A 23,970-nucleotide genomic window follows, 5' to 3' on the forward strand; every position below is an offset into this window, starting at 1 on the left:
TATCCGCACGCCCCGGGCGGGGCGCGACATGCAAAGTTTATTGTTCTGGTTTTCTACTGACAGTTTCTATCCGCACGCCCCGGGCGGGGCGCGACCGGCCTGGTCTATATACGCAAAGTTGGAGCTTGGGTTTCTATCCGCACGCCCCGGGCGGGGCGCGACTATTGCCGCTGCGTGACCTAATTTGTGATGAGCTGGTTTCTATCCGCACGCCCCGGGCGGGGCGCGACTACTCAGCAGTACGCGCAAAGCATGACGTTGTTGTTTCTATCCGCACGCCCCGGGCGGGGCGCGACGGCGCGTCTTGCTTGGTGTGGTCCGCGACCTAGGTTTCTATCCGCACGCCCCGGGCGGGGCGCGACCGGAGTAAGAGTTCAGGGGGGCGATGTTTCGATTGGTTTCTATCCGCACGCCCCGGGCGGGGCGCGACGGCAGCCCGCCGGGCTCTAGTTCATCGATAGGCCAGTTTCTATCCGCACGCCCCGGGCGGGGCGCGACCCGCCTAGCGTGGAAGTAGTAACGTCATAGCGAGGGTTTCTATCCGCACGCCCCGGGCGGGGCGCGACCATTTAAGCAACTCCGTTTGATTCAGGTAGCCCAGGTTTCTATCCGCACGCCCCGGGCGGGGCGCGACACATCGGCAACCAACAAGGCGAGCGGGCGTCAACAGTTTCTATCCGCACGCCCCGGGCGGGGCGCGACTTGAGGGGTGGTTGGGATGAATCACTACATATGCATGTTTCTATCCGCACGCCCCGGGCGGGGCGCGACCCCAGCCAAAAAGAGGACGGCTTCACTAGCTGCAAAGTTTCTATCCGCACGCCCCGGGCGGGGCGCGACAAAGCTCCATCGCAGGAGTGACAGTAACGTACAGTTTCTATCCGCACGCCCCGGGCGGGGCGCGACTTGAGGTAATTTCAATGGCGACATTGACTCCACAGTTTCTATCCGCACGCCCCGGGCGGGGCGCGACATCCAAACGCACCAAGGGCCCACGCCAAAGTAAACGTTTCTATCCGCACGCCCCGGGCGGGGCGCGACATCGACGGCCAAAACGCCGCGCTAACCATGGGCGGCGTTTCTATCCGCACGCCCCGGGCGGGGCGCGACAGTGCCAGTACCGCACGCATTCAAGAGCATGGTTGTTTCTATCCGCACGCCCCGGGCGGGGCGCGACTTCGCTGGAAGATCAACTCCGGGCGACGGCGGTGGTTTCTATCCGCACGCCCCGGGCGGGGCGCGACCAAGCGGCGTTTGCGTTGCTAAGCACTGCTAAGCTAGTTTCTATCCGCACGCCCCGGGCGGGGCGCGACTGCCCGCATATCGCGTGGGGGTGTTTTACCCCAGCGTTTCTATCCGCACGCCCCGGGCGGGGCGCGACATGCGCCGCTTTCCAACGTGGCTGCCTCTCTGGATGTTTCTATCCGCACGCCCCGGGCGGGGCGCGACCAGGATGCTGGCCGCACCACCTGACTCTTGGATGTTTCTATCCGCACGCCCCGGGCGGGGCGCGACCGGGCTACGATGCGCTTACGTTTGAAACTGTTGGCGTTTCTATCCGCACGCCCCGGGCGGGGCGCGACGCCATTGCACGCCGGATACGCGAGGGTGGCGGTGTTTCTATCCGCACGCCCCGGGCGGGGCGCGACCAGTACGCATGGAGTAGCACCACGCTGTTTTATGTGTTTCTATCCGCACGCCCCGGGCGGGGCGCGACCACATGACCTCATATTCGCCACCCGGCACTGGCGGTTTCTATCCGCACGCCCCGGGCGGGGCGCGACTTAATGCGGCTGGTGCTTACGTGCAGCAAGCAGCAGTTTCTATCCGCACGCCCCGGGCGGGGCGCGACGTTCATCAATGGGCCAGAACCGGATATCACGCACGTTTCTATCCGCACGCCCCGGGCGGGGCGCGACAATATCAGCGCAACGCCTGTCAAACTCAACGCAAGTTTCTATCCGCACGCCCCGGGCGGGGCGCGACCGATCCGCCGCGGTTTCGCGCTGCCATAACCTTGGTTTCTATCCGCACGCCCCGGGCGGGGCGCGACGCGGTATTCTGACACGATCTTGCCAATCGGCACAGTTTCTATCCGCACGCCCCGGGCGGGGCGCGACTGGCTGTAAAACTCGGCCACCTCTTGCGTAGATAGTTTCTATCCGCACGCCCCGGGCGGGGCGCGACCATTCCCGTTAGCCGGTACGCTTAACGAGGTGTTTGTTTCTATCCGCACGCCCCGGGCGGGGCGCGACATTCTGCCAAGCATCGGCATAGCGGATAACCTCGCGTTTCTATCCGCACGCCCCGGGCGGGGCGCGACCACGCCAAAGCGCTCACGTAAATCCTTAACCACAGTTTCTATCCGCACGCCCCGGGCGGGGCGCGACGAGTACGAATGCACAAAATGCGGCGCAACGATTAAAGTTTCTATCCGCACGCCCCGGGCGGGGCGCGACCGTTAAAGTGCGTAGGGCGACCCAGATTGTCTACACGTTTCTATCCGCACGCCCCGGGCGGGGCGCGACTTTTTTAGTTTTCAAAGTAACCTTAATTTAGGATGTTTCTATCCGCACGCCCCGGGCGGGGCGCGACTTCATAAAGCTCTCGGCGTCCGTGTCGGTCGGCGAGTTTCTATCCGCACGCCCCGGGCGGGGCGCGACCGTTCTGTTTATAACATCATGAAAAATAAAAGCAAAAAGACATGCTTTTGCGAAACGCTGAGTATCAGACGATCTTGCTTGGTGCAAAGGAGTTGGCGAAAGAATTTATTATTAAAATCAATTTATTAAAGAGCTGCGAACCTGACGGGGTTTGGCAAAACACTTGCGGTTCGCAAACAAGAGAAACATTAAAAAACTAAAGGGCCATTCATATCTAAGGCGGGCTTGGCGCCAATATGTTCGATGCGGTTTTTCCAATTTCGGCCTAAGAAGTAAAAGCGTAAGCTGTCCACCTCGTCATCAATCAAGTCGATCAAGCGTTGACGGAAGCGTACCCATTGATCGGGATCGACTTCAATTTCAAACACGGAAAATTGTACTCGCTGCCCTACATCTCGACACGCTTTTGCTACTCGCCGCAGCCTGCCTTCACCACCCTCTGAGGAGGTGCTGACATCGTAACTGACCAGTACCATCATGATATTGCCCTCAGTATGCTATTTCCAAAGGAAAGGTGGGTAAGCATCTAAGTCACCTCGCAGGTGACGCGCCATTAATTGAGCTTGCAGTATGGGCAGCATGCCTATAGGTGCTTTTTCATCAATAAACGTATGCAATAACTCTTCACGCTTTCGCTCTTGGTAAGCAGTTAGAACCAGCTTGCGGGCATCATCGGTCATAACGACGCCATTGCTTTCAGTAATATTAAAGTCCTTTTCGCGTAGCTGGCGTCGATTGATAAGCGAAAGGGCTAGGCGGTCACCTAATAAAGGGCGGAACTCTTCAGCAAGGTCTAATGCAAGGCTGGGACGACCTGGGCGATCCCGATGTAAAAAGCCTACGGCGGGGTCTAAGCCGACGCTTTCTAGTGCTGAACGGCAGTCGTGGGTGAGTAGCGTATACAAAAACGATAATAACGCATTAATGCGGTCTCTCGGCGGGCGGCGATTACGGCCTTTAAACTCAAAAGCACCACCTTCTTGGCGCACTAATAAATTGAAGACGCTGAAATATACTTGGGCGGCTTCGCCTTCTAGGCCCCGTAGCTCATTGGTTGTGGCAGGTTGCAGTAAATTACGTGCGATGCGGCTTAGCCGGTCACGAGCCGCTTCCAGGCGCTGGCGATCATGAGGAGGCAACTTGCTGCCATAATCGCGAATGCCCCGGGCGAGAACAGCGCGCTGGTTATGGACTTTACCAATCAAAAGGCTACTAACTAGGCTCGAACAGGAGTCTTCGTTATCACTGACTCGATATTGAGTGCGCCTGAGTAATACATTGCCAGAGACGGGGCCTTCAATACGCGCCAAGAATTTCCCGTTCGGTGACAGGTGGGTGATGGTAACGCCTTGTTCAGCGCAGAATCCCATTAACGGCGGGGATACCAGTACACGCCCAAAGCATACAAGGGACTCCAGCATATGAATGGGAAGCCTGGCGCGCTCTTTCCCTTCTACCTGCATGACAATGTTGGCGCCTTCCTTTTTAAGCCAAGCACCTTCGGTGGTGATGTACAGTGAGTTTAATTGTCGTCGCATTGGCGTCACTCATCCAGGGCATCAAGTTGACGGTTAAGCCAGTGGCTTGCGGAGCGCTGTTTGCCAAACACTTGAGGTTGGCAAATATCGACAAGGGAGCAGTGATCACACTTCTTGGCATCGTAAATAGCCGGCGGCGTCTGCTGCTCATCAAAAATAGCGCGGGTTTGCTCAATAATGCGATGAGTTAACGTGCGTAGAGTGTCATCAAAGACGACTTATTTGCGCCGTCGTGTTTTGCCATAAAATAGGGCACCAGAGTCGATGTGGATATCTAGCATCTCTTCCAGGCAGAGCGCCTGAGCGCAAAGCTGCACCTCATCCGCACGGTGCGCTTTAGGTCGCCCGCGTTTGTACTCAATAGGGCGTACAGTCAAAGGTGATTGACGTTCATCAAACTCTACAACATCGGCAATACCACTCAATCCCAGCTGTTCACTTGCCAAAGGCAAGGCCATGGAAGTGTGTACGCCCCGGCGACGCTGATGCCCCAACTGGTCAGCGCGTTCGTGTAATAAACGGCCCTCAGCAGTGTAACGGTTTTCTGCCCATTGTTGCTCTACATGGATCAGCGCGCATTGGCGCGGGCAGAACAGCGTATGTTGCAGGGCCGAAAGCGGAATGGGGCGTGCCTCTTCTTCCATGGCGTTTCACCTATAGGTGTTCTTCTACCGTCACACCAGGCGGGAGTGACTCGCTGGCGATGTTGACTTGATAGTCGCTGTAGTGGCGTGCCGGTGTATCTTCTTTCCCCTCAACACGCTTCACTTGAACACTATCGAAGAGCACATGGGCGGGCGCGTTACCCATTGGGTGATCATGCTTGAAAACAACAAGTTTTCGGGTGGACATCTCACCACGCGCGGCAGAGCGGTCGTGTTCAAACATATTGATTAGAGAGCGCCATAAAAGAGCTAAATCGTCCTCTGAAAAACCGGTACGTTCAGCTAGTTTTGCAGAGACGTAGCCATGTACGCGGTATAAGCCATAAGGAATTATGTGCTTGCGCCCCATGGTACGCTCTTTTTCAAGATCCTTTTCGTTGGTAACCGCCATACGGGTAATGGAGACTTCCATGGGTATGACGGGATCGATAGAGCTGGCAAAGGCCATCTGGACAGGGCCGCGTACTTGGCCGGAGTTTACCTCGGTTGTCATGACTGCGCCGAAGGTGCGCACGTCGAAAAAGTTATTGCACATCCATTTGGTTACTTGGCGCGCTTTTTCCGCTTCCTTGGGAAGCTTTTTAGATTCAGGTTTAATATCCAGCGCTTCATAAGCTTTTTTATGCTGGTTGTTGAGCACTGACTTTTCTTGCATATAAATGGCATAGCCAGCGTCGTGTTCTTTTTCGAGAGCGACGTAGTTACGAATTTTACGTTTTAGGCAAACATCTGTGATAAGCCCCTGGTTGGTCTCTGGGTCGAGCCGTGGCAGGTTGCCTGCATCAGGGTCGCCGTTGGGGTTGCCGTTGGTTACATCAAATAAAAGGACAAATTCGTAGCGGTTAGCAATGGTGCTCATTCTGAGTCTCCCTGTTCAGATTGTTCATCGCTATTCGCGTTGTCTTTCTTAGCGAATCGCGTTTGTGATTGATGGTAGTAACCAATGGCAAAACGCCCTTGTTCTTCGATACCTAGGCTGCGCGGGAAGGTATCGCCTAGCCCGTCAATAATTTGACTGATTTCACTTTCAATAGTGTATGCAATACCGCTTTTGTCTTTTTTACGCATGGATGAAAGATGGTTCTGCACATTGCGCAGCAGCATAGGGAAAACGCTGGCGGGCGCCGCCGAGGCGGCACCGTAGTAGCGATCCTTAATGGTGGCATTTAACTCTCTACCAAGTGCGCCACGTTGGGCGTTTTCTAATTCGGCAAATAAGCGGCCCAATAAGTAACCTGGATGGGTGGAGCTTTTATCAAGGCTCACGGAAACCTCCTGATTGTTCGAGTTTAAGTGCGTGGTTAAGCGAGCCTCTCGGGCTAACACCGCTTTGCAAAGTGCGACGCGTAAGCCGTTGATATTGCCATCACTGCGAAAACGCATAACAACACTGGTAAGTAGCGGTCGGGGATAACGCTGCCCTGTGATAATGGCGCGCATCATTTCGCCAGCAAGCTGGGGCAGAACATCTTCTGATTTTGGCCGTGCGCCATGAATAGGCGCTGTTTGCAGGGTTAACCACCAAACGCTGGGGGCAATGCCTTTCCATGGTGCAGGCTGGATATCTAGATCTCGGTAATGCTGTGCGTAATGCTTAGTTAAATGTTCCAGGCTATCAACCAACCAAAAACGAACGGATAGACGAGCGGCATTGGGAGCGAGGCCTAGTACGTAAAATTGCGTTTCGGGTTCTAGTTCTGGAGCGACTTCCTTTAGTGGGCGGCCATCAGCTACCTGGGCAAGTAGGGAGCCTAGTTTGCTCGCTTCTTGCTCATCGCTGGGGGGGTGGTTGAGTACCGCGAAGAAGCTTTCCGCTGATTGCGCCGCCTTTGATGTTTGCGCAGTTGCCCAGAAAACCAGCGTGGTATCGCCTATTTGCAGGCGTTGTTGGTTGTCTGCATCGCCACGCAGTAAATAGTTAAGCGCCGTTGTGTAGCCAAAAATTGCTGATGTGGAAATAGCCGCGTTTTGATTTTTACGAAAGCCGTAAGACTCGTAGGCCTCGCTGTTAAATGAGACTAGCGAGGCACCCGACGATTGTGCGTCTCTAACGCCTTTAATGGCAGGGTGATCCGTACCTAGTACGGCGTTTTCACCGGTGATTAAGCACTGCCCATAAATGCCGGTATTTTCTTCGAGGGCAGTGCTCCAAATTTGGCGAGCGTCATCGTTTTCATGTAAGTATTGTCGTTGTCCATCTAGCCGAAAAATAATATTGCTATCTAGTACCTCCTCGCTGTAACCGGGCAGCGAGGATAGCTTTTCAGGGTGCCATTGATCTAAGAACTTCAAAAAAGCCAGGAGTGATTTGTCATCACTGTTACGGAAAAGGTCAAACTGGCGGGTTTTGAAGGCGGCATGTTCATCGTTTAAGCGTTTGCCTTCTCCGGCTGTTACTCCTAATGCATACGCAGTTTTATCCCAAAGTGGGTAGGCGTGAATACCCGATGTACGACGTTTATCAACAGGCACCTGATAAGGGCGGGCACGGGGTTTTTTGCCTGAGGTGTCACGTAGATCATCAATCTGCTGTGGCACACCATTTTGATCGAATGCCAAGGCAAAGCTGATTTTTTCTGTACTAAAGCCGGACTGCGGTACTTTGCTTTCTTTGGAGAGCCGCTGGTAGTAGTCATTGAGGGCGGTCAGTATCATGCGAGTGTCTCCTGGAAGGGAGGCACTTCAATCACGCCATCTTGTATCTTGGCACGAAAAAATCGCGATGTTTTGCCGTTTGCAAAGTCAATATCGTGCAGCATGTAGCCAAGGTCTTTTTCACCGGTTAATGCTGGGTCAAAAGAAGGGAGAGGCTGCTCAATTTCAATGAGCGCAAAATTCGCCGGGAATTCGCGGGTGCCCATGCAGGGAGTGTGGAAGCATTGGCCTTGGCGAGCGCGGCGATTGAAAATATCCAGGTGTTTGCCGGGCGTGTCGCTATCATCCGCACGTGGGGTAAATTCAAAGTGCGCCTCAATAACGTAAGCTACATTGCGTAAAATGGTGGCGGCGCGCTGTTGGCGGTTCTGGTCAACAAAATAGGCCACATCATCAACGCGGCCCGCTTTCATAGCTTTTGTTACTGATGCAGCTGAGAGCTTGCCGCCGACTTCATTTCGCCGCAGCGACTCAAATTGAATGGGCTTGAGCACGTGGATACGGTCTACGCACCAGCGAATGGCGGGTTTCCAGTGGATGGCTTCCAGAATGCCACGTGCCGCCGAGGGTGTAATCACATCATAGGACACACGCTCTACTTTCATCTCTGGCCGCGTAAAGCAGGCCCTGTCACCCCAGATATGCAGTCGAACCCCGTATGACATAATAGCTCCCTATGTAATTTTGTATGTTTACCACTGTAAGCTTTCGGCTCGCATAAAGGTTGGGTCGCTCCAGTTCAACCCTAGCGCATCATCGTAGAGGTCTTCATTGACCAGCAGCATGAATTGGTCATTAAATTTATCCGGTTCGATAGGCGCAATGGCACCGACTTTTTCCAGGGCTCTAAAGCCGTTATGGGGCACTTGCACTGTATAGAGCTGCACTTTTCGGGCGATGCCGCCAGGGCTTGTGGCAAAGGCGAGATCTTTAATCGCTTTGCGTGCGTCAGTGTCTCTGGGAATAATGACACTTCGTTGATTGTTGTCGATGAGGCGAAATTCCTGCTCGAGGGTTTCAAAGGGCAGACCGTCAAGCCGCCCTTTTTCAATCAGCGAGAGCAGTTGGTGCTTGTCGAGTTGGTCAGGCCCTTGCTGCCAGTAAAGTAGCGTGAAATACGCCTCTATCGCTTCCAGCGAAAGCGGGTCGTGACCGTGTTGGCGTAGTACTTCGCGAGTGGCTTGGGCGAACTGTTTTAGCTCGGGCGGCGGCGCCCACTCCTCATTGGCAGTTGCAAAAATACGCACTTCGCTTTCTTCAGCGGTTCGTTTACCTTCCCGGTTACAGCGCCCTGCGGCCTGGGCGATGGAATCTAGCCCCGACTCGGCGCGCAGCACCCTCGGAAAGTCTACATCCACGCCCGCTTCTATTAATGACGTAGACACCACCCGGCATGGTTTGCCTTCTTTTAGTGTTTCACGAATATGATGTAATACCTGCCGCCGATGAACAGCGCACATGGCGGTGGTCAGGTGAAAAGCCCCTGGCTGATCGGCGATAGATTCATACAAGGCTTTGGCGTGGCGGCGGTTATTGACGATGCACAGTACCTGATCGACGTCTAGGAGCTCGTGGCGCAGCTGGTCGTCATCTAAGCAGCCAATATGCTTTACCGTCACCCGCTTTAACTTTCGATACAGGTTTTTTGGATCGGGGGCCAGCTCCTCAACGTCTTTGAAGCCACCTGTGAAACTGCGGGCTGCGTCATTAGTTTCAAGCAGGGCGGGTTGGGTCGCGGTACAGAGCACAATGCTGGCGTGATAATTCAGCGCGAGTTCATCCAGTGCGGCAACGCTTGGGCGCAGCAAGGGCAGGGGCATTGTCTGTGCTTCATCCAGAATCACGACGCTATGGGCAATATTATGTAATTTGCGGCAGCGTGATGTTTTAGCGGCAAATAGGCTTTCCAGGAACTGCACAGATGTTGTCACGACAATCGGTGCGTCCCAGTTCTCACTGTCGCGTCTGAGTTTATCAAGACTATCTTTATCGCCTTTTGACGCTTTTTCAGCATCAAAGGTGCTGTGGTGTTCGAGCACTGCTTCAGCGCCATATTTGCTCAGCGCCTTCCGAAACACGGCAGCGTTCTGTTCTACGATACTGGTGAAGGGGATAACATAAATAACGCGATCCATGCCGTGGGTGATGGCGTGATCCAGGGCGAAGGCGAGGGAAGCGAGGGTTTTGCCACCGCCAGTGGGTACCGTGAGGCTGAAACAGCCGGGTCTCATTCCCGCTTTGTTACGTACCTCACGCAGGATATGCCCACGTAATTGGTTAATGCCTTTTTCGGTGTCGAAGGTTTCCAAGTGTTGATTGAGCACATCTCGAAGCAGCGTTAGCGAAGCGCCGCCACCGCGTTGCCGTGCTAAGCCGTTTTCATGTTGGGCGTAGAAGGTTTCGGTATCGATATAGTCTGCATCAACTAAACATGAAAAAAGCATTCTGGTGAGAAACGCGAGTTGAAAGAAACCCCGTTCTGAACGTTGGGTAAACGTGCCAGGAGGACGTAGCTCCTGTGGAAGCGTAAGCGCATCTTGCCAAGCGTTATCTATGGCAGGGATATCATCCGCTTTAAGGCGTTCACTAAGCGGGGAGCGTTCGCCTGAATCACGGCCATTGGCAAGCCCTGCATGATGGCCCGCAACACAGTAGGCCAGCAAGTCGCCGATTCCTCCTTTGAAGCGTTGTTTAGCGACAATAGCGCCTGCAGTGGAATGATCAACACGTTCTGAAGAACCTTCCAGTCGCCGCTGAAAAGGCGCGCTGTATTTGCCTAAATCATGCAAAAGACCCGCTGCATATCCTGCATCTGCCATACCAAAGCGTTCAGCGCGTGTTGCTGCCATTTCGGCGACACACTGTAAGTGATCATCTAGGGTTTGCCAGGCTTGCTTGTCTGTTTCTGGGAGTGAGTGAGCGTAAAAGTGCGACGATTTAGGTGGCATTTGCATGGCTCAACATGATTAATTATTTAGTCACCTTAGCCTTAAAGTATCCCCTTTTTCTATAGCTAAATGTTTACACTGTACAAGCTATTGCTTAGCCCCTGAGGCCACCCATAGCCCCCCGCCGCGCTTTTGCCTACAATAGACCCCTTTATGCACGCGCATTGGCGCGGTGCTTTTATTGTTTTCAGGCCAAGGGACAGGATTCATGCTCGATCCGAAACTGCTGCGCGGTGATCTTGACACGGTTGCTCAACAACTGGCCCGGCGGGGCTTTGTGCTTGATAAAGCGGGATTGCAGGCGCTGGAGTCGCGTCGCCGCGAGCTGCAAACGCAAACCGAGCAGCTGCAAAATGAGCGCAATATGCGCTCCAAAGCGATTGGTAAAGCCAAGGCCAACGGTGAAGATATTCAGCCGCTGCTGGATGAAGTCAGCGATTTAGGTGATCGCCTGGATAAAGCCAAGCGCGAGCTAGCCGACGTCCAGGAAGAATGGGACGACGCTATCAGCGGTATTCCCAACCTGCCCCATGAAAGCGTGCCGGAAGGCAAAAGCGAAGACGAGAATGTCGAGCTGCACCGCTGGGGCACGCCGCGGGAGTTTGATTTCGAGGTGTTGGATCACGTTGATCTGGGTAAGCAGTCGGGTTATCTCGATTTTGAGCTGGCGGCTAAAATCACTGGCGCTCGATTTGCGGTCATGCGTGGGCCCATAGCGCGCCTGCATCGGGCGTTGGCGCAGTTTATGCTGGATACCCAAACCGAACAGCACGGCTACGAAGAGTGCTACGTGCCGTATATGGTCAACCGCGATTCGCTGATGGGCACCGGCCAACTGCCGAAGTTTGGCGAAGATTTGTTCAAGTTGGACGATGAGCGCGAGTACCACCTGATTCCCACTTCAGAAGTACCGCTGACCAACTTTGTACGCGATGAAATTGTCGAGCAGGCAGCGCTGCCGATGAAGCTTACCGCACATACGCCCTGTTTCCGCTCCGAGGCGGGCTCGCACGGGCGCGATACCCGCGGAATGATCCGCCAGCATCAGTTCGATAAAGTCGAGATGGTGCAGATTGTGGAGCCGGAGAAGAGCTACGAAGCGTTGGAAGAGATGCGTGGTCATGCAGAGGCGATCCTGCAGGCACTGGCGTTGCCGTATCGCGTAGTGACGCTATGCACTGGGGATATGGGCTTTGGGGCCACGAAGACCTACGACTTGGAAGTGTGGCTGCCCAGCCAGGAGACTTACCGGGAGATCTCGTCTGTCTCTAACTGCGAGGATTTCCAGGCCCGGCGTATGCAAGCGCGGTATCGCCATCCGGATTCCAAAAAGCCGCAGTTGCTACATACGCTGAACGGTTCAGGGCTGGCGGTTGGTCGTTGCCTGCTGGCGGTGCTTGAAAACCACCAGCAGGCAGATGGCTCGGTGATTATTCCTGAGCCGCTACGTCGCTATCTGGGCGGCGTGGAGTGTCTGGCCCTTTAAGCGCCCACTCAACGCTAACCCCGGCATCAATGCGGATGGTGCCGGGGCTGTAATCGCTGGCGGCACTGGATTGACTGGCGCCAGCGGCATCGCTTTCTGCACGCATCGCCATCATGCGCGGCTGGAAGATAGGTGATTGCGTCTCTTCAATGCGCTGCACATGACCAAGCTCAGCATCTAAGCTGTCGGCCATCAGGTTTGCTTTGTGTTGCGCTTTCTCCAGCGCTTTGACCAGCGCTTCGTCAGTGGCAGCGTCGCGGTCTTGTAGGTCAAACTGCACGCCATCCAATGAGTTAACACCAGCGGCTATTAGCGCGTCTAACACCTCGCTTAACTGACCAAGGTCGGTGAGTTCGACGGTGATCGGGCGCTCAAGACGTGTGCGCTGCAGGGTCTCATGCTCGCCATCTTCATTGCGTGGCCCTTGAATATGCTCAGGATAGACATTTAGCGAGCCTGCATTGATGGCATTGCGTTCAAGGCCGGTGGCTTCCATTTGTTCGATTAATTCGCTGGCGCGGGTCTCTAAGCGCTCGCGGGCATCGCTAAGTGCGCTACTATCGCTCTCTTCCAAGGTGGAAAGGGCGGGTGTGTTTTCCCACAATCGTGCATTCAGGGTGGCCTTGTCGGGTTCTACCTCAACCCAAGACTGCGCTTGAACATGCAAGCTTGGCTGGGGCGGTGTTGACGGTGAAGCGTGTGCAAAAGGAGCGCTAAGGAGTGCCAATAGAGCGCCGCCTAGTAGGCCATTGCGTAAACGTTTAGAGCCTGGTTTTTGAAGGTTAGCTGGTATGGCTTGCATAAATGTTTTCCTTAGTGAGCGGGCAGTGGCGCCGCCAAGTTAAAACCGGGTATAAATCATTCAAGTAGACGCAGCTTTGAAGCGAAGTAGAAAAGAAAGTTCAGTACGGAAGAGTGGACGCAAAACAGTTGCTTATTATTTGCACGGTTTGTGCAATACGCCGAATGCAGCCATCATATATGGACAACAAGCTAGGGATGGATTATGTCGAACTTGTCGGACGAGGATTACCGCAGTATTCCCCTCAATGCCACCTTGGCACTCGCTGCGTTGGTAGTGATCATCGCTGGAATGAAAGCAGGTGCTGATTTGTTAGTGCCGTTGCTGCTCGCGATATTTATCGCAGTAGTGTGTACTTCACCGGTGCAATGGCTGCATCGCTGTGGCTTAAGCATGCGAATGTCGGCATTTCTAACATTGATGGTATTGCTGGCGTTTATATCGCTGATTGGCCTGCTGGTGGTCAATAGCTTCAGTACCTTCGTGGCAGCGTTGCCGGAAATTGAGTCGCGGCTTTATGAACAGTATTGGAATTTACTTAATGCGCTCTCTTCACGCGGGCTAGCAATTAATCCCGACCAGATTAACTCGCTGTTTGAAATGGAGGATGAGGGCTCTTGGATGCCTGCCTTACTGGGTCAGCTAGGCAACCTCTTTATGCAGGGCATCATTGTTGGACTGCTGGTTATATTCATGCTGTTCGAGACGTTGAACGTGCGCGATAAAATTTCCCGCGCATTGGAAAATCCGGCGCCTAGCTTGAAGCGTTTTAGTGAGTTCAGCTTAACGCTGAAGCGCTATCTAGCCGTAAAAACCATGATTAGCCTGGCCACTGGGGCGCTGGTATGGCTCTCTTGCATGATTGTAGGCGTGGATTTTCCGCTGTTGTGGGGCGTGTTGGCCTTTGCACTCAACTTTATTCCCAATATTGGCTCCGCGCTGGCGGCGATCCCCCCCGTGTTGTTGCTGTTGGTCGCCCAAGACGGCGGTGCTTTTCAGGCGTTACTGCTAGCCTCTGCTTATTTGGTCATCAACTTTGTGCTCGGCAATCTGATTGAACCGCGGGTAATGGGGCAGGCGTTGGGGCTTTCTACATTTGTGGCGTTTTTATCGCTGGTGGTATGGGGGTGGATCTTTGGTGCGGCGGGGATGCTACTTTCGGTGGTACTAACGATGACGTTGAAGATCGCACTTGATAGTCACCCACAAACACGGTGGATCGCTAGGCTGTTAGGGCCTGGAAGGCGTCGTGTAAAAGATATTCGGGTAAGCGATGCGAGTCTGCCGCCGTGGAAACGCAAAAATTAGGAAGGAAATTTAGCGAAGGCGTGTTACCGCCGACAGAGTCGGCGGCTATTACAAGTGCTACACATTCATCAGGCGTTTTGTTCGATGAATTGCGTCAGTTGTGACTTAGATTGCGCGCCAACCAGTGAAGCGACTTTGGTGCCGGATTTAAACAGCATGACGGTAGGTACACCGCGGACGCCTTGCTCGGCAGCAATTTCTGGTGCGTCGTCTACATTGACACTAACAACTTTCAGGCTTTCCTGACGTTCTGCAGCTACTTCATCAACGACCGGGGCCATGACCTTGCATGGGCCACACCAGGGCGCCCAGAACTTCATTAGCACAGGCTGTTCAGCGTTGAGGACTTCTTGCTCAAAATTGGCGTTGGTGACATCAACATTATTAGCCATTTGCTTCTCCCGTTTGCGTTGCTCTTACTGTTTCGTTGCCTCAAATGGAGCAACGGTCATTACGCGATCCATTGGTGCTCTTTCAGTGCGCCTCGTGTCTATCGCGACAAGTGTGGGCAGATGTTAGCGGGCGCGAAGGTTGCTGGCAAATTTCCTGCACAGTGAGTTAACTAAATAGCAGAAATTAAAGGGTGCTGGTAGGGCGTTTTTTTTATAATATAAAAGTATTATTTTGGTGTTTTTTATTCTATATGGTGCTGTAGAGTGCCGAGTGTGACGACACGATCCGTCAGACGTGATGTGGCATCAGCGCCTGTGTGTGCTTAAAGATTCGGCCTACATCAAGATACGGTCTACATAGATCTGTATAGAGAATAAATAAGGTGAGGATATGAAGCTACAACAGCTCCGCTATATCTGGGAAGTCAATCGACATAACCTGAACGTCTCGGCCACAGCGCAAAGTCTATTTACCTCACAGCCGGGGATCTCTAAACAGATACGTTTGTTAGAAGATGAGCTTGGCGTCGAGATTTTTGCGCGCAGTGGTAAGCACTTGACACGTGTGACGCCTGCCGGGCAGTCAATTATTGACCTGGCCGGGCAGGTACTGCGTCTCACCGAAAACATCAAGCAGGTGGCTCAGGAGCATAGCGATGAGCGCCGCGGTAGCCTGGCCATTGCTACGACCCATACCCAGGCCCGTTATGCGCTACCGCCCATTATCAGCGAATTCACCCTTAAATATCCTGATGTGGCGCTGCATATGCAGCAGGGTACGCCCAAGCAGATTGCACAGATGGTCAGTGAAGGCCAGGCCGATTTCGCCATCGCGACCGAGTCGCTGGAGCTATTTACCGATTTAGTGCTACTGCCCTGCTATCGTTGGAACCGCTGCGTACTGGTGCCTAAAGGGCACCCGCTAGCCACTCATCAGGGCCCGTTGACCCTGGAGGCGCTCGGTGAACATCCGCTGGTCACCTACGTGTTTGGGTTTACCGGCCGCTCGCAGTTAGACGACGCCTTCAAAGCGAAAGGGTTAACACCCAATGTGGTGCTAACCGCCGCCGATGCCGACGTGATCAAGACCTACGTACGGCTGGGCATGGGGGTTGGCATTGTGGCGCATATGGCTGTGGACGAGGCGCTTGATGATGACTTGGTGGCACTGGATGCAAGCCACCTGTTTGCCAGCTCTACGACAAAAATTGGTATCCGTCGTGGCACCTTTATGCGCGGTTACATGTATGATTTTTTGGAGCGCTTTGCGCCTCATTTAACCCGCGACCGGGTTGATGAAGCATTAACGGCAGGCCCGCGCCATGAGCAGTCGTTGTTTGACGACCTGGACCTGCCGGAGTATTAACCCGCAGTGTGGAGTTAGTGCTGCAAATGTAGCCCGCACTCGCGCTTCTCTTCCACCTTGGTAGGGTCGAAGTAATCGAAGTTATTGGGCAGATTATGCGCCTGTAGATACTGGTACATATCTTTGGCGCTCCACTGCAGCAACGGGGCAACTTTCAATAGGCCATCGCTGTTGCGACTAACCGGCTGCATTTTTGCGCGCTCGGGGGTGTCCTCAGCGCGCAGTGCGGTGAACCATACGTCGGGCTGCATTTCACGCAGCGCACGCTCGAAGGGCTCGATTTTAACTTCCTGAGTAAAGGCTGCGTGGCGCGGGTCGTCGATACCCGGCATGGGGCCTTCCAGCGCCTCGCGGTGGGCGCGCGTGCGCCGGGGTACAAAGCTCACGATGTTCAGGTTGAGTTGTTGAATCACTTCGTCAGCGAATTGATAAGTCGCTTCGGTGTTGTAGCCGCTGTCCATCCACACAATGGGTATATCCGGGCGCACCTGGGTCACCATATGAAGAATCACCGCCTCAAAAGGGCGAAAGTTGGTGGTGCAAATAGGTCGTGCACCCTGGGTCAGCGCCCACTCAACTAATCCTTGAGGATTATTTGCGAAATCTCTGTTAATCGCTTCAAGCTCTGAGGACATACTGCCTCCTAATCGGAAGTTAAATAATACTGACTAGGCTACCAAACAGGAGGCAGCGAACCCCAATACCGTTTAGTTTGGCTTTTATATTCCTTTTTGATATAGAGCTCGCGCTGCTTATTCCAAAGCGCCAATAAGGTGGCGAATTTTATCCAGAGTCTCGGTGTACTCTTCGTCCGCTTGAGAGTCTGCTACTAAGCCCCCTCCGCCCCATACATGCAGTCTTCCCGCCTCGGCAACCATAGTGCGAATAGCGATGGAGGTATCCATGCTGCCACGTACATCGACATAGCCAAGGCTGCCGCAATAAACACTGCGTTGGCAGGGTTCTAGTTCATCAATGATCTGCATCGCGCGAATTTTAGGTGCGCCGGTAATTGAGCCGCCAGGAAAGGCCGCCTTAAGCAGTGCCAGCGGGGTGTAATTACCGGCCAGCGTTCCCTGCACCACGCTAACTAGGTGGTGCACGTTAGGGTAGCTCTCTAAGCGGCATAGCTGCGGAACGCGAATGGAGCCTGGCTGGCAGACGCGGCCCAGGTCATTGCGCAGCAGGTCAACGATCATCACATTTTCAGCGCGATCTTTAGTGCTGCTCAATAGCTGTTCCGCCAGCGCCTTATCCTCTTCAAGGGTGGCCCCCCGCGGGCGGGTACCTTTAATCGGCCGTGTTTCGACCTCGCCGTTGCTGCACTGAATAAACCGCTCGGGTGAAAGTGACAGTACGGCCTTATCGCCCCAGGCCATAAAACCTGAATAGGGTGTGGGGGTCGCTTTACGTAACTGCAGGTACGCCTGCCACTCATCCCCTTGGTAATCGGCATAAAAGCGCTGAGCCAAATTGATTTGGTAGCAGTCACCCGCGCGAATATAGCGCTGCACAGCGTTAAAGCGTGCGACGTATTGGGTGTGGCTAAGTTCTGCTTTAAAGCTATTCGTCAATGTAAACGCGCTATTCGGCGTTGGCGTCTGGGTAAGCCAGCTTTCCACCTGCTCACGGCGCTGAGGGGTTGCGATCAACCACGCCTGCTGGGCCATGTGATCCAGGGTGATACACCAGTCGTAAAGCCCCAAACGGGCTTGCGGTAACGTGACAGGGCTTGCCTGAGCACTCTTGATCGATAAGGTTTTACGCCCTAAATCGTAACCCCAGTAACCTATTAGCCCGCCTAGAAAAGGGAGTTCACTGGTTTCATTAGGAATATCCAGTTGATCCAGTAGCCACTGCTGAAGGGCAAACGCATCGTTAGCTATGTGCGCCGGTGGGCTAAGCTGATCTGACGCCATGCTTGCTTCGCCATGATGAGCAACTTCAAGCGTGGCAAGCGGGTCGCTGCTGATAATATCAAAGCGACCAGTGGCGATAGGGCGGCCACTATCGAGCAGCACCGCGCCGGGCCTGGCACGTAGGCAGGCGAATATTCCCAATGGGTCGGGTGAATAGGGCAGGGCAGTTATCGTCAACGCCTGGTTCATTAAGCAAACGCCTGGCCGGTAAAAGGGCTGCATATGTTAGAGGTCGTTGAAGATCGGCACCAGTCGCACGATTGACGCATTTCTCACGCTCGGAAGAGGATTGTTGACACTGTTTTTGCAGCTAGACTTTTTGCCTACAACGAAAGATGTATAAAGTCGCTTTATAAGCAGGTTGACGGCGGTGGTTCGCGGGGCTAAAGTTTCGCTATATTTCTAATTGTCGACAATTCGCCATGAGCTTACCTGTTTCTTCTTCTTATTCCGATTCCTCGCCGCATGAAATGGCAACCCCTGAAGTACGCACGCTCGCCGAGCGGGTATTTCATCAGTTGCAGGATGCCATCGTACGCGGCGAGCTTGCTCCCGGCAGTAAGATCACCGAGCCGGGATTGTCTAAAACCTACGGTATTTCACGTGGGCCGCTGCGCGAGGCGATGCGCCGCCTGGAAGCACACCGCCTCATCGAGCGGGTTCCCCATGTGGGCGCAAGGGTGGTTAAGCTCTCAATGAAAGAGCTTTTAGAGCTGTTTGACCTGCGTGAAGCCCTGGAAAGTATGGCGGCGCGCTTGGCGGCTGAGCATATGTCACCGGCAGAGGTTCAGGGTTTGCGGGATGTGCTGGCGCTGCACGAAGGTCAGGCGGATTTAAAGCGTGGCGAAGCTTACTACCAGCGCGAAGGCGATCTCGATTTTCACTACTGCATCGTTCAGGGCAGCCACAACAAAATGCTAATGAACCTGCTCTGTGATGACCTTTACTACCTTGTGCGCCTTTATCGCACTCAGTTCAGTGCTAGCGGCACGCGACCGCAGCGCGCCTTTGTGGAACACCATCGCATTGTTGATGCCATTGAAGCTGGCGATGCGGAGCTGGCCGAGCTGCTCATGCGCCGCCATGTCAGCGCCTCCCGCGCCAATGTGGCGGATCGCTATGCAGCGACCCTCGAAGAGTCAGCATCTAAATCGCAAAGCTCTTAATCACGCAGCTAAAACATAACTAGAAATTAGCAATAGGAGAAACACCCCATGTCCCAGATGACTCCCGGCGCCCGGTTTCGAGCCGCGCTTGAGGCTAACCGTCCGCTGCCGATCTTAGGCACCATTAATGCCTATACAGCGCTAATGGCCGACAAGGTTGGCCATCAAGCCATTTACCTCTCTGGTGGCGGCGTAGCTAACGCCTCGTTCGGCTTGCCGGATCTGGGCATGACGACCATGAATGATGTGGTGGAAGATGCCCACCGTATCTGCGGCGCTACCGAGCTGCCCCTGCTGGTGGATATCGATACCGGTTGGGGCGGTGCCTTCAATATTGCACGCACGGTAAAAGAAATGCAGCGCGCTGGCGTGGCCGCGGTACATATGGAAGACCAGGTGGCTCAAAAGCGCTGTGGACACCGCCCCAATAAAGCAATTGTCTCTCAGCAGGAGATGGTCGACCGCATTAAAGCTGCCGCCGATGCCAAGATCGACCCCGACTTCTATTTGATTGCTCGCACCGATGCGTTTCAAAAAGAGGGGCTTGATGCTGCCATTGAGCGTGCCAACGCCTGCGTTGAAGCCGGTGCAGATGCCATCTTCGCTGAAGCGGTTCATACCCTGGATGATTACAAAGCCTTCTGTGAACGGGTCAATGCACCCATTTTGGCTAACATCACCGAGTTCGGTGCTACTCCGCTGTTTACTCAAACGGAGCTTGGCGAGGTTGGCTGCCGCATGGTGCTTTACCCGCTCTCGGCCTTCCGCGCCATGAACGCTGCGGCACTGCAGGTCTATCAAAGCATCCTCGACAACGGCCACCAAAAAGACGTGGTGCCGCTGATGCAAACCCGCGACGAACTCTACGATTTTCTCAATTACCACGACTTTGAGCAGAAGCTGGACGCGCTGTTTGCCGAGAAAGGCGATGACCAATAAACCGCCAGTTAAGATGAAGCGCAGTTGGAAATGATTTCTTCTGCAAACTGGTGAGAGGACAGGTTGAAGCGAGGGTCTTTTGTCATGGATGACAAAAGTAGCGCCCAGGGAGGGGTTCACAGCGCCCTCGCGGAAACCTGTCCTCTCACCAAGATAGCTTTGCCGAAAGTTTAATGAACGACCTTATTCATAAATCGATAGTAAAAATAAAAGCAGTAATAGGAGACACACCATGGCTGATAAACCCGCAACAGGAGCAGGACTGCGTGGCCAGAGCGCTGGTTCCACCGCGCTGTGTACGGTAGGTAAAACAGGCTCAGGCCTGACCTACCGCGGATTTGATATTAAAGAGCTGGCTGAAAAAGCCAAATTCGAAGAGGTCGCTTACCTGCTGTTAAAAGGCAAGTTGCCTAATCAGGGTGAGCTAGACCACTACATCAGCAAGCTCAAAAGCCTGCGCGGCTTGCCCGATGCATTAAAAACGGTACTTGAGCAGATCCCCAAAGACGCTCACCCGATGGACGTAATGCGCACCGGCACTTCAATGCTGGGCAATCTAGAAACCGAGGAGAATTTTGATCAGCAGCAAGACGTTGCTGATCGGCTGCTGGCGGTGCTGCCCTCGATTATTTGTTACTGGTACCGCTTCTCCCACGACGGTGTGCGCATCGATACCGAAACGGATGATGACTCAGTAGGCGGGCATTTCCTTAATATGCTGCGCGGCGAGCCCGCCTCTGAACTGCATGCGCGGGTCATGAACGTATCGCTGATTCTTTACGCCGAGCACGAGTTTAACGCCTCTACCTTTACCGCAAGGGTATGCGCCTCGACGCTTTCCGATATGCACTCCTGCGTGACCGGTGCGATTGGGTCGCTGCGCGGCCCACTGCATGGCGGCGCCAACGAAGCGGCCATGGCGATGATCGAGGATTGGCAGTCGCCGGAAGAAGCAGAAAGCAAGATCATGGGCATGCTGGAGCGTAAGGATAAAATTATGGGCTTCGGGCATGCGATTTATCGCGAGTCCGACCCGCGCAACGCGATTATCAAGCACTGGTCCAAGAAGCTCTCTGACGATGTGGGTGATAAGGTGCTTTACCCGGTTTCTGAGCGGGTCGAAGAGGTCATGTGGCGTGAGAAGAAGCTGTTCTGTAACGCAGACTTCTTCCACGCCAGCGCATACCACTTCATGGATATACCCACCAAGCTGTTTACGCCGATTTTCGTCTGCTCTCGGCTGACTGGCTGGGCGGCGCACGTATTTGAGCAGCGCGCCAATAACCGCATTATTCGCCCTAGCGCCGATTACACTGGCCCCGAGAAGAGCGAGTGGGTGCCGATAGAAGCGCGAGACTGAACCGCTTGCTGCCCGGTGACTTGGACACCGGGCTTTTTTCAGCCCCCTTCTTGTGAGTCTGCCTGCTATGAATACCCAATACCGTAAACCTCTGCCTGGCACAGCGCTTGAGTTTTTTGATGCTCGCGAGGCGGTGGAAGATATCCAGCCCGGTGCCTATGCGCAGCTGCCCTATACCTCACGTGTGCTGGCTGAGCAGTTGGTGCGCCGCTGCGATCCTGAACTGCTCACCGATGCGCTAAGACAGTTGATTGAGCGCAAGAGTGACCTGGATTTTCCCTGGTACCCTGCGCGTGTCGTCTGCCACGATATCCTAGGCCAGACTGCGCTGGTCGATTTGGCCGGGCTGCGTGACGCCATTGCTGAGAAGGGCGGCGACCCCGCCAAGGTCAACCCGGTAGTGCCCACCCAGCTAATCGTTGACCACTCGCTGGCGGTGGAGCACGCAGGGTCGGAAGAGGGCGCCTTCGAGAAAAACCGCGCCATTGAAGATCGCCGCAACGATGATCGCTTCCACTTTATCAACTGGACTAAGACGGCATTTGAGAACGTCGATGTGATTCCCCCCGGCAACGGCATCATGCACCAGATTAATCTGGAGAAGATGTCGCCGGTGGTGCAGAACCGCGACGGCATTGCCTATCCGGATACCTGTGTGGGTACCGATAGCCATACGCCCATGGTCGATGCCCTTGGCGTTATCTCCGTAGGTGTGGGTGGTCTGGAGGCCGAAAGCGTCATGCTGGGCCGTGCCTCCATGATGCGCCTGCCGGATATCGTCGGCGTGGAGCTGACCGGCAAGCTGCAGCCCGGCATTACCGGCACCGATATGGTACTGGCGATTACCGAGTTCCTGCGTAAAGAGCGGGTGGTTGGTGCTTACCTGGAGTTCTACGGTGAAGGTGCCGACGCGCTAACGGTCGGCGATCGCGCCACTATCTCCAATATGACCCCCGAATACGGCGCGACCGCGGCGATGTTCTACATCGATGGCCAAACTATCGACTACCTGAAAATTACCGGCCGTGAAGATGAACAGGTGGCGCTGGTCGAAACCTACGCCAAGTACACCGGCCTGTGGGCGGATAGCTTGACCGAGGTTGAGTACGAGCGGGTACTGACCTTTAACCTCTCGTCGGTAACCCGCACCCTGGCGGGGCCCTCCAACCCCCACGCCCATTTGCCAACTTCAGAGCTTGCCCAACGTGGTATTGCTGTTGGGCTTGAGGCGGCACAGGCGGAAGAGAAAGCGGGCAAAATGCCCGACGGCGCGGTTATCATCGCCGCCATTACCAGCTGCACCAATACCTCTAACCCACGAAATATGGTCGCCGCCGGGCTTATCGCCCGTAACGCCAACCGGTTGGGTTTGCTGCGTAAGCCGTGGGTGAAGTCGTCGCTGGCGCCGGGCTCGAAAACCGTCAAGATGTACCTGGAAGAAGCTGGGTTGATGAGCGAGCTGGAAAACCTCGGCTTTGGGGTTGTGGCCTACGCCTGTACCACCTGTAACGGTATGTCCGGGGCGCTGGATCCAAAAATCCAGCAGGAGATTATTGAGCGTGATCTCTATGCGACCGCCGTGCTTTCCGGCAACCGTAACTTCGACGGCCGTATCCACCCCCATGCCCAACAGGCCTTTTTGGCGTCTCCGCCCCTGGTGGTCGCCTACGCCATTGCGGGTACGATTCGCTTTGATATCGAAAAAGACGTCCTGGGCGTGGATCAGGCGGGAAATCCCGTCACTTTGAAGGATATCTGGCCAGCGGATGAAGAGATCGATGCGATTGTTAAATCGTCGGTGAAGCCGGAGCAGTTCCGCCAGACCTATATTCCCATGTTCGATCTGGACAAGAGTGCCCGCGCTCAGGTCAGCCCGCTATATGACTGGCGGCCCCAGAGCACCTATATTCGTCGCCCGCCTTACTGGGAGGGCAATATGGCTAAAGTGCGCACTCTGAAAGGTATGCGGCCGTTGGCGATACTGCCGGACAATATCACCACCGATCATCTTTCACCCTCCAACGCGATTCAGTTGAACAGCGCGGCAGGGGAGTACTTGGCCAAAATGGGCCTGCCGGAGGAAGACTTCAACTCCTACGCCACCCACCGCGGTGACCACCTGACTGCCCAGCGCGCTACCTTCGCCAACCCGAAGTTGTTCAACGAGATGGTGCGCGATGCCGACGGCAACGTTAAACAGGGCTCGCTGGCGCGGGTAGAGCCGGAGGGCCAAGTCACCCGCATGTGGGAGGCGATTGAAACCTACATGGCCCGCAAGCAGCCGCTGATCATTATTGCCGGGGCGGATTACGGTCAGGGCTCCTCACGGGACTGGGCGGCTAAAGGCGTGGCGCTGGCGGGCGTGGAAGCGATCGCCGCCGAAGGCTTTGAGCGTATTCACCGCACCAACCTGATCGGGATGGGGGTGATGCCGCTGGAGTTTGAGCCCGGGACTACGCGTATGACACTGGGCCTGGACGGCACTGAAACCTTTGATGTCGAAGGCGCCGTTTCGCCAGGGGCGATGCTCACCCTGGTGATCCACCGCCAAAACGGTGAAAGCGAGCGGGTTACGGTGAAGTGCCGTTTGGACACCGCCGAGGAGGTGTCTATTTACACTGCTGGTGGTGTACTGCAGCGTTTTGCTCAGGACTTTCTTGAGTCCACGGCGGCTTAATTGAAACGGCCTAGCTGGCGAAGAGAACCCGGTGCCTTTAGCTTTTCGAACCTAGCTTTTCGAATCAGGCTTAGAGCACCGGGTTA

At 54.7% G+C, this 23,970-nt stretch carries 17 protein-coding genes, 1 pseudogene and 1 CRISPR repeat array (1 of these 19 only partly in view); of the genes and pseudogenes, 7 read left to right on the forward strand and 11 right to left on the reverse strand.

Going from position 1 to position 23,970, the window contains the following annotated elements; translation table 11 throughout:
• Nucleotides 1-2,663: direct repeats of the CRISPR family, unit length 33 nt; unit sequence GTTTCTATCCGCACGCCCCGGGCGGGGCGCGAC; it begins 1,507 nt to the left of the window's first position.
• A gap of 188 nt (nucleotides 2,664-2,851) precedes the next feature.
• The 7 genes and pseudogenes from cas2 to HZS52_RS13760 all read right to left on the reverse strand — a co-directional run bounded on the left by cas2 (nucleotide 2,852) and on the right by HZS52_RS13760 (nucleotide 10,469).
• Entirely contained in the window at nucleotides 2,852-3,142 is a 291-nt protein-coding gene (gene cas2 / locus HZS52_RS13730; RefSeq protein ID WP_113270882.1) for a CRISPR-associated endonuclease Cas2, read from the reverse strand.
• An 18-nt stretch (nucleotides 3,143-3,160) separates the two neighbouring features.
• On the reverse strand, nucleotides 3,161-4,201 hold the full coding sequence (gene cas1c, locus HZS52_RS13735) for a type I-C CRISPR-associated endonuclease Cas1c (protein WP_190372981.1): 1,041 nt from the start codon (nucleotides 4,199-4,201) through the stop codon (nucleotides 3,161-3,163).
• Between the two features lie 5 nt (nucleotides 4,202-4,206).
• Nucleotides 4,207-4,845: pseudogene (gene cas4, locus HZS52_RS13740) on the reverse strand (CRISPR-associated protein Cas4).
• Nucleotides 4,846-4,855: 10 nt separating this feature from the next.
• Nucleotides 4,856-5,725 carry a type I-C CRISPR-associated protein Cas7/Csd2 gene (gene cas7c, locus HZS52_RS13745; RefSeq protein ID WP_190372982.1) on the reverse strand — a complete coding sequence of 290 codons (870 nt, stop codon included), beginning with the start codon at nucleotides 5,723-5,725 and terminating at the stop codon, nucleotides 4,856-4,858.
• On the reverse strand, nucleotides 5,722-7,521 hold the full coding sequence (cas8c, locus tag HZS52_RS13750; protein ID WP_190372983.1) for a type I-C CRISPR-associated protein Cas8c/Csd1: 1,800 nt from the start codon (nucleotides 7,519-7,521) through the stop codon (nucleotides 5,722-5,724). The genes cas7c and cas8c overlap by 4 nt, the downstream gene beginning before the upstream one ends.
• On the reverse strand, nucleotides 7,518-8,186 hold the full coding sequence (gene cas5c, locus HZS52_RS13755; protein WP_190372984.1) for a type I-C CRISPR-associated protein Cas5c: 669 nt from the start codon (nucleotides 8,184-8,186) through the stop codon (nucleotides 7,518-7,520). Before cas5c ends, cas8c begins: the two co-directional genes overlap by 4 nt.
• A 27-nt stretch (nucleotides 8,187-8,213) precedes the next feature.
• Nucleotides 8,214-10,469 carry a CRISPR-associated endonuclease Cas3'' gene (locus HZS52_RS13760; RefSeq protein ID WP_190372985.1) on the reverse strand — a complete coding sequence of 752 codons (2,256 nt, stop codon included), beginning with the start codon at nucleotides 10,467-10,469 and terminating at the stop codon, nucleotides 8,214-8,216.
• A 208-nt stretch (nucleotides 10,470-10,677) separates the two neighbouring features.
• Between HZS52_RS13760 and serS the strand changes: the two genes are divergently transcribed.
• Entirely contained in the window at nucleotides 10,678-11,955 is a 1,278-nt protein-coding gene (gene serS, locus HZS52_RS13765; protein WP_027958433.1) for a serine--tRNA ligase, read from the forward strand.
• On the opposite strand, the gene HZS52_RS13770 is transcribed toward serS, so the two are convergent.
• Nucleotides 11,900-12,757, reverse strand: a complete 858-nt coding sequence (locus HZS52_RS13770; RefSeq protein ID WP_027958434.1) for an SIMPL domain-containing protein — start codon at nucleotides 12,755-12,757, stop codon at nucleotides 11,900-11,902. The genes serS and HZS52_RS13770 overlap by 56 nt on opposite strands.
• A 204-nt stretch (nucleotides 12,758-12,961) precedes the next feature.
• On the opposite strand from HZS52_RS13770, the gene HZS52_RS13775 reads away from it, so the two are divergent.
• The gene (locus HZS52_RS13775) at nucleotides 12,962-14,065 is read left to right on the forward strand and encodes an AI-2E family transporter (RefSeq protein WP_009287994.1); all 1,104 of its coding nucleotides are present in this window, start codon (nucleotides 12,962-12,964) and stop codon (nucleotides 14,063-14,065) included.
• Nucleotides 14,066-14,133: 68 nt separating this feature from the next.
• Here the strand turns inward: HZS52_RS13775 and trxA are convergent, their stop codons facing one another.
• Nucleotides 14,134-14,457, reverse strand: coding sequence for a thioredoxin (trxA, locus tag HZS52_RS13780; RefSeq protein WP_007113240.1), 324 nt, complete (start codon nucleotides 14,455-14,457; stop codon nucleotides 14,134-14,136).
• 391 nt (nucleotides 14,458-14,848) lie between these two features.
• Here trxA and cysB point away from each other — a divergent pair, with 391 nt between their 5' ends.
• The gene (cysB, locus tag HZS52_RS13785; RefSeq protein ID WP_009287995.1) at nucleotides 14,849-15,823 is read left to right on the forward strand and encodes an HTH-type transcriptional regulator CysB; all 975 of its coding nucleotides are present in this window, start codon (nucleotides 14,849-14,851) and stop codon (nucleotides 15,821-15,823) included.
• A gap of 14 nt (nucleotides 15,824-15,837) precedes the next feature.
• Here cysB and HZS52_RS13790 read toward each other — a convergent pair whose 3' ends face one another.
• Together HZS52_RS13790 and pabB are read right to left on the reverse strand one after the other, a co-directional pair.
• Complete coding sequence (locus HZS52_RS13790) at nucleotides 15,838-16,458, reverse strand: phosphoadenosine phosphosulfate reductase domain-containing protein (RefSeq protein ID WP_022522893.1); 621 nt, start codon at nucleotides 16,456-16,458, stop codon at nucleotides 15,838-15,840.
• 117 nt (nucleotides 16,459-16,575) lie between these two features.
• Nucleotides 16,576-17,931: an aminodeoxychorismate synthase component I gene (gene pabB / locus HZS52_RS13795; protein ID WP_190372986.1), complete on the reverse strand. Its 1,356-nt coding sequence runs from the start codon at nucleotides 17,929-17,931 to the stop codon at nucleotides 16,576-16,578.
• Between the two features lie 233 nt (nucleotides 17,932-18,164).
• Here pabB and HZS52_RS13800 point away from each other — a divergent pair, with 233 nt between their 5' ends.
• The 4 genes from HZS52_RS13800 to acnD all read left to right on the forward strand — a co-directional run bounded on the left by HZS52_RS13800 (nucleotide 18,165) and on the right by acnD (nucleotide 23,884).
• Nucleotides 18,165-18,908, forward strand: a complete 744-nt coding sequence (locus HZS52_RS13800; protein WP_041159202.1) for a GntR family transcriptional regulator — start codon at nucleotides 18,165-18,167, stop codon at nucleotides 18,906-18,908.
• A 48-nt stretch (nucleotides 18,909-18,956) separates the two neighbouring features.
• Nucleotides 18,957-19,847: a methylisocitrate lyase gene (gene prpB, locus HZS52_RS13805; RefSeq protein WP_022522896.1), complete on the forward strand. Its 891-nt coding sequence runs from the start codon at nucleotides 18,957-18,959 to the stop codon at nucleotides 19,845-19,847.
• A 232-nt stretch (nucleotides 19,848-20,079) separates the two neighbouring features.
• Entirely contained in the window at nucleotides 20,080-21,207 is a 1,128-nt protein-coding gene (gene prpC, locus HZS52_RS13810) for a bifunctional 2-methylcitrate synthase/citrate synthase (RefSeq protein ID WP_022522897.1), read from the forward strand.
• Nucleotides 21,208-21,274: 67 nt separating this feature from the next.
• Nucleotides 21,275-23,884, forward strand: a complete 2,610-nt coding sequence (gene acnD, locus HZS52_RS13815) for a Fe/S-dependent 2-methylisocitrate dehydratase AcnD (protein ID WP_190372987.1) — start codon at nucleotides 21,275-21,277, stop codon at nucleotides 23,882-23,884.
• The last annotated feature ends 86 nt before the right edge of the window (nucleotides 23,885-23,970 follow it).

Origin of the sequence: Vreelandella titanicae (genome assembly GCF_014697095.1) — a bacterium.
Taxonomy (GTDB): domain Bacteria; phylum Pseudomonadota; class Gammaproteobacteria; order Pseudomonadales; family Halomonadaceae; genus Vreelandella; species Vreelandella titanicae.